The sequence below is a fragment of the Verrucomicrobiia bacterium genome, from assembly GCA_035946615.1.
In the GTDB taxonomy this organism is placed as follows: domain Bacteria; phylum Verrucomicrobiota; class Verrucomicrobiia; order Limisphaerales; family UBA8199; genus DASYZB01.
The window spans coordinates 17,915-28,429 of sequence record DASYZB010000060.1 but is presented as its reverse complement, the minus strand read 5'-3'; the positions used below and the strand labels follow the sequence as shown (position 1 = coordinate 28,429).

The window sequence follows — 10,515 nt, the reverse complement described above, 5'->3', positions numbered from 1 at the left end:
GGGCGTTTGTTACTCCTATACGGAGAAACCGCCTCCTTGTTGAGGCTAAAATGCCGGCACCTCCGGGTGTCGCGCCTGCACCGACCGGAACCATTCGAACTTTAACTACATCTCGTCGGTCTGAGGCTCTGCCTCGCTAGTTCAGTCTTCAGCCCACCGACCACCGACCACCGGCCACCGGTTGCGCCAAATTGCAGTTAGTTGCGCCAAATTGCAGCTAGTTGCAGCAAATTGCACTTCGCTCATTTTGCCTCAGGGCTCACCGCTGCCATGTAGGTAAATGTCACCAAATGTAACTAACTGTCGCCAAATGTAGCCACAAACTGCCCAGGCCCCCTTCCGCAAGCCTCTCCCAGGCGGGTCCTCTCGCCCCGTTCCCTTCGATGCTCCACCACGCGTCACTGGTGGACACCGGATGTCACCGGTGGACACTACAAACTACCCCTGCTTCCCCGCCTCTCCCGGAATTTCCACTTGCCGCAGCTTGGAATTAACGGCATAAGATTCTTAAATTTATAGGCCCGATATTCAGAACATTCGGAAGGTCCTGCTAGTCCGGTTGGGCGGCTTGGGGGATGTGGTGTTTACTTTGCCGGCGGTCAATGCGCTCAAGGCGGCCTTTCCACAAGCGCAGAGCACCTTTTTAATCTACAAAGAATTTGCGCCTTTGCTCGATGGTTTTCCGCAGATTGACTCCGTGATCACCCTCGACCGCTCCCGCTACCGCGGGCTCAATCCAAAGACTCTCCTGCCAGAGGCCCTGGGGATGCTTTGGCAATTGTACCGCAACAAGTTTGACCTGACCATCGATTTCCAGGGGTTTGGCGAGACCGGATTGCTCAGCTTGTGGACCCGAGCCCCGCATCGGTGGGGTATCGTTTATCGGCCCACTCGAGGCTGGCCTTATACGCGAGCGGTTCGGCGAAACCCTGAACTGCACCCCATCGAGTATCACTTGGACCTGTTGCAACGCGGCGGAAGCATTTCATCCTCGCCGTGCCGTAATCGGTTCATTGTCCCGGAACAGGCAGCCGCCCAGGCACAACAACTCTTTGCGGATTGGAACCTCGAGCCGAGCCGGCCCACGCTCTTTATTCAGCCTTTCACCAAAGGAGAGCATAAGAACTGGCCACTGGAACGCTATCTGGCGATTGGAAAATACTGGAGGGAGCGGCGAGTGCAGGTCTTGTTTGGCGGGGGGCCGGGTGAACGCCCTGTTCTGGCGCCGGCCCTCGATGCAGGGTTCGCGGTAGCCGCTGGCGCCCCGCTCCTGGTCAGCGCGGGCCTGGTCCAGTCCTCCACGATTATCCTTGGGGGCGACACCGGATTGTTGCACCTGGCCGTAGCTCTGGGAAAGCGGGTGGTCATGATCATCAACTCGACCAAGCCGGGCAACTGCTTTCCTTTCGAGCATCCCGAGTGGGCCGTGGTGCCCGAAGATGGCGCCAATGTTTCTGCCGTAAAGCCCGAAGCGGTCATCGAGGCTTGCGCCGGGGCGCTCGCCGAACAACGCAACGCGCAGTTTCCCAGCACCCCGGTCCAAGGACAATTCCCTGCCAAACCAGCGGCCTCGAATGAAACCCTTTGCCTGCACCGGCTCTGCGGACAAGATTTATGGAACAACATCGATTAATTGAAAAAGACCCCAAACTGAACAAGGAAGATTTGATTGTCATCGGCGGGGCCGGTGGATTCATCGGCGGCGCCCTGGCGCGCTATTTTCGCTCCAAAGGCTTTACCCGGATTCGGGGCGTGGATAAGAAACCCTTGCCGGAATGGTACCAACGGGTTCCAGGGGTCGAATCGCTCACCATGGACTTGAGCCGCGAGGAGAATTGCCACCGCGCCTGTGAGGGCGCCGTCGAGGTGTATAACCTCGCGGCCGATATGGGCGGCATGGGGTTTATCGAGCGGTTCCGGGTCGAATGCCTGCGCAGCATCCTCATCAATACCCAAATGATCGAGGCCGCTTATCGCGCAGGGGCGCGCCGGTATTTCTTCTCCTCGTCAGCCTGCGCGTATAATACCCAACTCCAGCAGGACGCGAACGTCCGCGCGTTGAAAGAGGCCGATGCTTACCCGGCGATGGCCGAACGGGGCTACGGTTGGGAGAAACTAATGTCGGAGATGTTTTGCCAGGAATACTGGGCCGAACGCGGCCTCAAGACGGCCATCGCCCGGTTCCACAATGTCTATGGCCCCTGGGGCACCTGGGACGGCGGCCGTGAGAAAGCCCCCGCCGCCATTTGCCGCAAGGTCATCCGGGCCATCGACACGGGGAATCTTTCCATCTCGATTTGGGGCGACGGCCACCAGACGCGCAGTTTCATGTTCATTGATGATTGCACATTGGGCATCGACATGATCATGCATTGCGATGACCTCATCGCAACCCCGATTAATCTCGGTTCGAGCGAACTGGTCTCCATAAACGACCTGGTCTCGAAGGTCGAAAGGATAGCGGGCGTGAAGCTGAAACGCGAATACGACCTCAACGCGCCGCGCGGTGTTGCGGGCCGGAACAGCGATAACACCTTTATCAAAAAAGTCCTGTGCTGGGAGCCAAACACTACTCTCGACGATGGCCTCCACGCCACTTACAAATGGATTAATGAACGGTACCAGGCGCGAAAGAAGGGGCAGCGGGTGGTCGAATAGGGCGCGCAGTGAAGGGATTAAGTTTTTCGCTTTGCGTTCTTTGAGTTCTCTGGCGGCTAAAATTTCCGCGGGCTGCGGAAACTTTGCACATAAAGGTTTTTGAGCGCATCTTGACACGGCCACCGGGAACTTGTTGTAGCCGCCGCGGAACGCCGGCTTTAGCCGGCAGGGGTGGTGAATTACACACTGCTGCCGGCTGAAGCCGGCGTTCCAGTGGCAGTGTCAAGATGCGCCCGAGGTTTTTTAAGTCGCGCAGTAGGGCTGGCTTATTAGTCCGGCCTGTTCCATAATGCAGCGGATACATGCGTGAATACCTGAAACGCGTTCTCGAACTCGCCAGGCCCTATCGGAGCCGGCTTGTTCTTGGTCTGCTGTGTGGTTTCCTTTCGGGCGCCTTGGCGCCTACCCTTGGCCTTTCGCTAAAGCTCGCAGTGGACGCGGTCTTTCCCGCTCAGAGCGTGCCGACCGTTCAAGGCGCCGCCTCGCCTGCTGCGCCGATGAACCGCCTTGCCGGACCCTCCGGAGGGCAAGCCAATCTCGGCCCAACCCCTGCCCCGCCAAAGAAGAACCTCGCCGCGCGCCTCCCGGCCCCTTTGAAAAGGCGATTGGATGCCTTGGGACAATGGTTTCGTCCTGCCGGCCACGCCTCGAAAGCCCGTTTGGCTCTGGTTATTTCCTTTATTCCTGCAGCCATGTTGATAAGGACCCTGCTGGCTTATTTAAATGTTTATCTCCTTTCCTGGGTCGGATTTCGCGCAGCGAGCGATTTGCGAGTCCGCCTCTTCAGCCATTTGATGAGCCTGCCTCTTGGTTTTTTCAGCAAGAGCAGCACAGGGGATTTGATGGCCCGAATCGAGAGCGGGATGATGGTCAATGCCACCATCAAAGATTCTTTTGGCATCATGATCCGCGAGCCGATCTCCATTATCGTGCTGGTCGGCAGCTTGTTCGCATTGCAGCCTGTCCTTACCCTGTTCACGTTGCTGGTTTTTCCGGTCTGCCTGTTACCGGTCATTCTATTCGGACAAAAGTTCCGCAAATCGGACCACGGGATTCACGCCAAGAATGCCAGTCTCAACAATATCATGCAGGAATCCTTTACCGGGATTCGCGTGATCAAGGGCTATAACCTCGAAACAGTCGTCGTCAATGAATTCCGCCGCGCCACCGACGCGGTCACCAGCTTTTTTATGCGCACCATCCGCGCCGGGGAGTTGCCTGGACCCTTGATTGAATTCATCGGGAGCATCGGCGTTGCGTCCGTCTTCGCCTATTTTGCGTTTATCTCCACTGCCCCCGCCCCGGCAGGAGATATGATGGCCTATTTTTTTCTCGTATTCAGCCTGTACGCCCCGCTTAAGAATCTTAGCCGGCTGCAACATCAACTGTCTCTTGCCCGGGCGGTGGTGCTTCCCATCTATGACGTTTTAAACACACAATCCAACCTCCCTGAGCCCGCCAATCCCAAACCGCTTCTGGCGCGTGACGTGCCCATCCGGTTTGAAAATGTCTCCTTCTCGTATGGGGACAAAACAGTGCTGCACAATATCAACTTGACAATCCAGCCGGGCCAATTGGTCGCGCTGGTCGGGCGCACCGGTTCGGGCAAGACCTCGATTGCCAACCTGCTGCTGCGCTTTTACGACCCGCAACAAGGGGCCGTCTTGATCGGCGATACTGATATCCGCTCGGTTACCTCCCGCGACCTGCGCGCCCAGATCGCCGTGGTGACCCAGCAAACCATTCTGTTCAACGACACCATCCGCCATAATATCGCCTTGGGCCGGCCCGGCGCGTCGGATGCCGACATTGAAGAGGCCGCCAAACACGCCTACGCCGATGGGTTCATTCGCGAAAAACCCAAAATGTACGAATTTCGAGTGGGAGAAAAGGGCGTGAACCTTTCGGGCGGCCAGCAACAACGGCTCGCTATTGCCCGGGCCATTCTGAAGAACGCGCCGATACTCATCCTGGACGAGGCCACCAGTTCCCTGGATACGGAAGCGGAACGCATTGTTCAGACCGCCCTCGAAAACCTCATGCAAGGTCGCACCACGATTTGCATTGCCCACCGCCTCTCCACGATCCAAAAGGCCGACCTCATTGTTGTCCTGGACCAGGGACGGATTGTCGAGACCGGCACGCACGAGGAATTGATCGAAACGCGCGGCCTGTACAGCAAGCTTTACGACCTCCAGTTCGAGACCGCCGCAGCTTGAGGTTCAATGGTTGGTCGAAGTGCAATTTGGTGCAACCGGAACCGAGAGGACAGAGTCTTGGGGGGTGAAGGTTGGGGGGAGACGTAGGCGGTGGTCGGTGGTCGGGTAACAGTCCTTACGCCTCACCTGATGCATTTGGGCGCGCGAATTGTTTTCCACGCTGCGCGGTGAGCAGGCCGGAGCGGAATCCTTCTGAGTATTCTTCCCGCAAATTCGCCCCGCTGACAACCCGCTTCCGCGACACCCGCGGCGCGGATTGCGACTCCACTTTGAATCACCGCCCCAGGATCCGGAAGAAGGCCTGGCCCGGCAAAGGCCTTTCATCCTCAAATTCCAAAGTCCCTGTCGTGTTTGGCTTGAGGATGACCTGCGTGGACCAGCTTCCCGTCAAGTCCGAGCTGTGCTGGACGGTATAAGCGACCCCGGCCTGGCCGGCGAACCGAATCAAAAAGCTGTTGGCCAACACAACGGCAACCGCGCTTTGGACGCCGGGCGCCGCATAAGCCCAGTCCGGCGCCGGGACGACCCGTAACACATCCGCAACGGCATAGGCGCCGGGTTGATTGGCGCCGCTGACAACCATCGACACGTGATTGGAAAGGGCCGCGTCCAGGACCACCGACCCGATAAAAACCCATTGGTTGGTGGGAACGCCCAGCGGGAACAGGGCCGAAAACAGATTTGTCGTTCCCGACAGGACATTGAAGGCCACATTGGTGGCCGCAAATCGAATGGCGGGCGCCTGGACCGCCAGGCGATAGCGCCCCGACCAGGCAATCGGCAAAGACCAGTCCGCTTGCGCGGTGTTGTTGGAATCCAGCAGCATCAGGCGCGCGTCGATTCCCCACGCCGCGTTGGTCGTGGAGGTCCATGTCCCTTGGCTCTCCGAATATTCGGGATCAAGGTTGTCCAGGTAAAGATCGTCCGGGAGAAACCGCAAGATGTTGGTTGCCAGGTTGCCCGCCGCGTCCGTCACCGCCACCGCCACCTTGGCCACCAGGTTCGAGGGCGCCGGCAAAGCCACGTTCCACGAGTTGGAACCGGTGCGAACACACATCGACGTGAGGTTGGTGTATTGCTGGAAAACGTCGCGCAAACACACAAACGGCTTTTCCTGAAAAATCGGCGCGCTGCTGGTGATGGCCAGGGTAAGGGTTTGATCCTGTACGGTGGGGACGACGTCCAGGACCGGCGCAGGCAGGTTGGTTGCGCCGAGCCATCGTTGCATCGCTTCGACGGCCGTGCAGTAGCGGAAGGGCACCTTGGGGTAAAGGGCGGCCGCCTGGCTAAGCAAGCCGCCCAGCTTCACGATGTTGGCTGCAAAATTCTCGGGCAGATGATCCCAAAAACACGCCACCTGGTCCACCCCATTCGACCCCTGCGCGAAAATCTCATCCACGGTGCTTTGCGTCAGATTCTGGATTTTGACCGATCTCACATTCCAGCCCGGCGTGTCGCCGGGAATCTGGTAATCATTGGTCGAAGCGTGAAACGGAACAAATGCGGACGGCGCGCGCGACCAATCCTCGACCCCGGCGATCGGGCCTGCGTTGGTGTACCACGAGACCTTCACCCCGTAGTTGTCATGAAAACAGAACGGTATCAACTCGTTCAGGTGCTGCTGCCACGCCTGGTCCATAAAATGCCAGCCGCTGCGAAAAGACACCGGGAAAATCCCTTCTTCGAGCAGGTATTGGGCGAGAGTAAAGTCGAAATCGGCGCGGCGTTCGTTGAAGGTCCGCGTTTGGTTCCAGTAATAGGTCCCCGTGCCGTTGTAATCGCTCCACATGAAGGTGTGATAATGCAGCGAAAGTTCGTCGCCGAATTGGCGGATGGCCTGCCCGTGATACTGCTTCATCAAGTGCAGCGTCATCGTGTCGGCAATAGGAACGTTCAGGTTGATGGCGTCGCGGTAAATGTTGCCGCCCATCATCCACCAGGTGAATTTGATGGTCTGCCCGAACGAATCCTTGAACTGACTGCGCCAGGCCGAATCCATCACCTGAAAAATCGGGGCGTTTGTCTGCGTGAAGGAATTCTGCGAGTAATACGGATGGCGGGTGTAAACATCCACCGTTGTCACGGCATTCCAGATGGCCGTATCGGACCCCACCACCAGATAGACCGTCCCGGGCGCGCCGCAAAAACCGCTAACCAGCCCGCAGAAAATGCCGGCTAGTATCGCCGCAAGCAGCGTTGCCCCTTTTGATTGATTTAACACGCGAATTGTTTTGTGCGCTGCGTGGGTGAACGAACTCTAAAGCCAACCGGCCCCGCTTGTCGAGGCAAAAGCGCACCTTACCGGTCCGTCCGAAGCGGATCCCAAGGGCGCGGTGCGAGCTGACATAAGCTCAAAACGGAGTGATGGAGTGCTGGAGTATTGGGCTTCCCACCACTCCATCGCTCCAATACTCCAATACTCCCTCATTCCGTCTCACTCGTTTTCCATGGGATCAGGAAGTCCGAGTCTGCTGTCCGGTTATTGCGGAGGGCCTGTCCGAAATGTTCCAGATTGTTTCCAAACGAACCCTGTTTTAATGTCTCACGCGATGACGATTCAGGCAGAAAAGAATGGCGCCGTTGCGTATCTCGATCTCCCGGCGCAAATGCGCGGGCTGCGCAAGGAAATCGATGCCGCCATCGCCCGCACACTCGACCAGTGCTCCTTTTGCCTCGGACCGGATGTGGCGCAGTTCGAGAAGGAGTTTGCCCGGTTTTGCGGGGTCGAGCATTGTATTGGATTTAACAGCGGCACTTCGGCGCTGCACATTGGGCTGATGCTGCTTGGGGTGGGCCGGGGCGACGAGGTCATTACCACACCGAGCACATTTGTGGCAACCAGTTGGGCTATCTCCTATGTGGGGGCAAAACCAGTGTATGTCGATATCGACGATGCCACCTTCAACCTCGACCCGGGCCTGGTCGAACGCGCCATCACACCGCGCACTAAAGCCCTCATGCCGGTCCACTTATACGGTCATCCGGCGGATTTGGACCCGTTGCTCTCGATTTGTCGCAAGCATAACCTCCCGCTTGTCGAAGATTCCGCCCAGGCCCACGGCGCTACTTACAAGGGCAAAATGGTCGGCGCCTTTGGCGCGGTTTCCGGCTTTAGTTTTTATCCAGGCAAAAACCTCGGGGCATACGGCGAAGGGGGCGCGCTGGTGACCAATAACGCCGCTTTCGCCGCCCGCGCCCGCTCCTTGCGCGAACACGGCTCGACCCAGCGCTATTATCACGATGAAATCGGGTTCAACTATCGCATGGAAGGCATTCAAGGAGCGGTGCTGGGGGTGAAGCTCAAGCACCTCGATAGCTGGACGCGCGAGCGTCGGCGCGTGGCCAAGCGCTATCAGGAACTGCTGGCCGCTACTCCCCTGCAGCTCCCTCGGGAGGCCCCTTACGCGCAAAGCGCCTGGCACTTATACGTCGTCCGCCATCCGCGGCGCGATGAGCTCAAAAAGCACCTGGAAGCCAATCACATCGGCTGCGCTTTGCACTATCCCTTGCCGCTGCACCTGCAGAAGGCCTACGCGCACCTCGGGTATAAGCCGGGTGATTTCCCTGTTGCTGAAAAGGCTGCACGGGAATGCTTGAGCCTGCCGATTTATCCCGAACTGCCGGATGCGCAGATTCAGCGCGTCGCCCAGGTGATAAAAGAATTCTTTCAAAAATAGGGTCTCCGGCGGGAATTCAGTTTGGTCTTGGTGGTGAAGCGGCTTTGAAAACAGGACACCGGCCTGGCTCAATACACAACCAATGATCGGACGGCGTAAGGCTTGAGTTTCTCGCGTCCGCCCAGGAAGCTCAATTCGATTAGAAAGGAGATTTGCAAAATCTCTCCTCCAAGTTTCTGCACCAATGCGGCCGCTGCAGCCGCCGTTCCACCGGTGGCCAGGAGGTCATCAATGAGCAACACCCGCGCACCCGGCTTGAGGGCATCCACGTGCATCGCAACCGTCGCCGTCCCATATTCAAGGTTGTAGTCCTGTTCGTGGGTTTGAAAGGGCAGTTTGCCCTTTTTTCGGACAGGGACAAACCCGGCCTGGAGCTTGAGGGCTGCGGCTGCGGCAAAAATAAAGCCGCGCGCATCAATTCCGACTACCGCGTCCACCATGCCGGGTTTCAAACCGTTTGTGAGCAGGTCGATGCTGCCGGAAAAGAGCCGCGCATCCGCCAACAACGGCGTGATGTCTTTGAATTGAATGCCCGTCTTTGGAAAATCCGGCACGTTCCGGATTGCGTTCTCGATTTCCTTTATGGTCGGGGGCTGCTCAATGGTTGCGCTCATAGGTGGTCGTCAGGTTCATCGGTTGGTTAAAGCTGAAGCTCCGCGCAGGGTTTGGCAAGGGGCGAAACGTTTCTCAAAATCTCCCCTGACGGATTTTTTCGAACCGCGGAATACCCAGGGCGGCAGAGCCGCAACAGGAGCGATTAGCCGCAAAAGAACGCAAAGACTTATGCTTTTCGCTTTGCGCTTCTGTCCACGCATTTCACCTCGCAGGGCGAGGCCCTCAGGTCTTGGTGGTCTCCATCTTCTCGATCATCTTGCGGAGCTTTTTTAATGCAATATTTTGAATTTGGCGCACCCGTTCGCGGGTAACGCCAAATTTCTGGCCGACTTCTTCGAGGGTCTTTTGCGGCCCCCCATCCAGGCCGAAACGGGCGCGCAGGATAGTTGCCTCTCGAGGGTCCAGGGTCTTGACCATCTCCTGCAACATCCGGGTGACGGTTTTTTCTTCCAGTTGCTCGTAAGGAGTATCGGCACTCTCGTCCTGAACCACTTCAGCGAAGTTGTTCGAGTCTTCATCGCCAATGGGGGCGTCCAGGGAAGCGGGGCGGATGGCCGCCATGCGCATCTGGGCCACGCGCGAGGCAGTGATGCCTAATTCCTCGCCCAACTCCTCATCCGTGGGTTCGCGGCCCAACTCTTCTTGGAGACGCATGGCCGTGCGCCGCATTTTGGAGATTTTATCCACCAAATGCACCGGCAGGCGGATGGTCTTGGATTGATTGGCTAACGCCCTCTTTATGGATTGCTTAATCCACCACGAACCGTAGGTGGAGAGTTTGCCGCCTTTAGCCGGGTCAAAGCGCTCGACGGCCTTCATCAGGCCGATATTGCCTTCGCTGATCAGGTCCAATAAGGGCAGGCCGATGCCTTCGTAATCCCGGGCGATCTTCACCACCAGACGCAGGTTGGCCTTAATCATCTGTTCCCGGGCTTTCTTGTCGCCTTTCTTGATTCGGGCAGCCAGCTCGATTTCTTCCTGCGGTGTGAGCAGCTTGACCTGGCCAATCTCGCGCAAGTACAGCTTGATAGCCGTGTCGCCGTCGTAGGACGAGCGTTCACGGGTGCGGTGTTCCGCGTGTTCGTCCGCGTCTGGAGCGGCTGCAGTTGGCGCTGGGACGTCTTCCGTCTTCAGAGTTTCCTCTTCTTTGGCCAACTCCTCAGGCTTGGGCTCCTCCTCGTCTTTCGGGGAGGCCTCCTCTTTAGCCGCTAGAGGCGGGATTTGGCCTCGGACCGACTCCAGCCCGGTCCTCGAGTGTAATCTCCCTACCGGTTGCATTCGGGGCGAGTGCCGATGCTCTTTGTGCTTGGCTGGTTTGTGATGTTTGCTATGGGCTACCATAAATT

Annotated in this window: 7 protein-coding genes; 4 read left to right on the top strand and 3 right to left on the bottom strand. The window is 57.8% G+C overall.

Going from position 1 to position 10,515, the window contains the following annotated elements; all coding sequences use genetic code 11:
* Positions 1-580: 580 nt before the first annotated feature.
* The 3 genes from VG146_09665 (at position 581) to VG146_09655 (ending at position 4,877) form a co-directional block, all read left to right on the top strand.
* Entirely contained in the window at positions 581-1,633 is a 1,053-nt protein-coding gene (locus tag VG146_09665) for a glycosyltransferase family 9 protein (GenBank protein ID HEV2392616.1), read from the top strand.
* Positions 1,615-2,658 (top strand): NAD-dependent epimerase/dehydratase family protein, encoded by a 1,044-nt coding sequence (locus tag VG146_09660; GenBank protein ID HEV2392615.1) that lies wholly within the window; start codon positions 1,615-1,617, stop codon positions 2,656-2,658. The genes VG146_09665 and VG146_09660 overlap by 19 nt, the downstream gene beginning before the upstream one ends.
* A 302-nt stretch (positions 2,659-2,960) precedes the next feature.
* Entirely contained in the window at positions 2,961-4,877 is a 1,917-nt protein-coding gene (locus VG146_09655; protein HEV2392614.1) for an ABC transporter ATP-binding protein, read from the top strand.
* Positions 4,878-5,151: 274 nt separating this feature from the next.
* Here the strand turns inward: VG146_09655 and VG146_09650 are convergent, their stop codons facing one another.
* A complete protein-coding gene (locus tag VG146_09650; protein HEV2392613.1) occupies positions 5,152-7,098 on the bottom strand; it encodes a hypothetical protein in 1,947 nt (648 codons plus the stop codon).
* A gap of 316 nt (positions 7,099-7,414) precedes the next feature.
* Between VG146_09650 and VG146_09645 the strand changes: the two genes are divergently transcribed.
* The gene (locus tag VG146_09645) at positions 7,415-8,554 is read left to right on the top strand and encodes a DegT/DnrJ/EryC1/StrS family aminotransferase (GenBank protein HEV2392612.1); all 1,140 of its coding nucleotides are present in this window, start codon (positions 7,415-7,417) and stop codon (positions 8,552-8,554) included.
* Between the two features lie 68 nt (positions 8,555-8,622).
* Here the strand turns inward: VG146_09645 and VG146_09640 are convergent, their stop codons facing one another.
* Positions 8,623-9,168 carry an adenine phosphoribosyltransferase gene (locus VG146_09640; protein HEV2392611.1) on the bottom strand — a complete coding sequence of 182 codons (546 nt, stop codon included), beginning with the start codon at positions 9,166-9,168 and terminating at the stop codon, positions 8,623-8,625.
* Between the two features lie 223 nt (positions 9,169-9,391).
* The gene (locus VG146_09635) at positions 9,392-10,198 is read right to left on the bottom strand and encodes a sigma-70 family RNA polymerase sigma factor (protein ID HEV2392610.1); all 807 of its coding nucleotides are present in this window, start codon (positions 10,196-10,198) and stop codon (positions 9,392-9,394) included.
* Between the last annotated feature and the right edge of the window lie 317 nt (positions 10,199-10,515).

What these genes read in the sequence shown, in the direction of transcription:
- VG146_09660 (HEV2392615.1), top strand. Translation starts at nt 1,615, where the DNA reads ATGGAACAACATCGATTAATTGAAAAAGACCCCAAACTGAACAAGGAA.
- VG146_09655 (HEV2392614.1), top strand. Translation starts at nt 2,961, where the DNA reads ATGCGTGAATACCTGAAACGCGTTCTCGAACTCGCCAGGCCCTATCGG.
- VG146_09645 (HEV2392612.1), top strand. Translation starts at nt 7,415, where the DNA reads ATGTCTCACGCGATGACGATTCAGGCAGAAAAGAATGGCGCCGTTGCG.
- VG146_09640 (HEV2392611.1), bottom strand. Translation starts at nt 9,168, where the DNA reads ATGAGCGCAACCATTGAGCAGCCCCCGACCATAAAGGAAATCGAGAAC.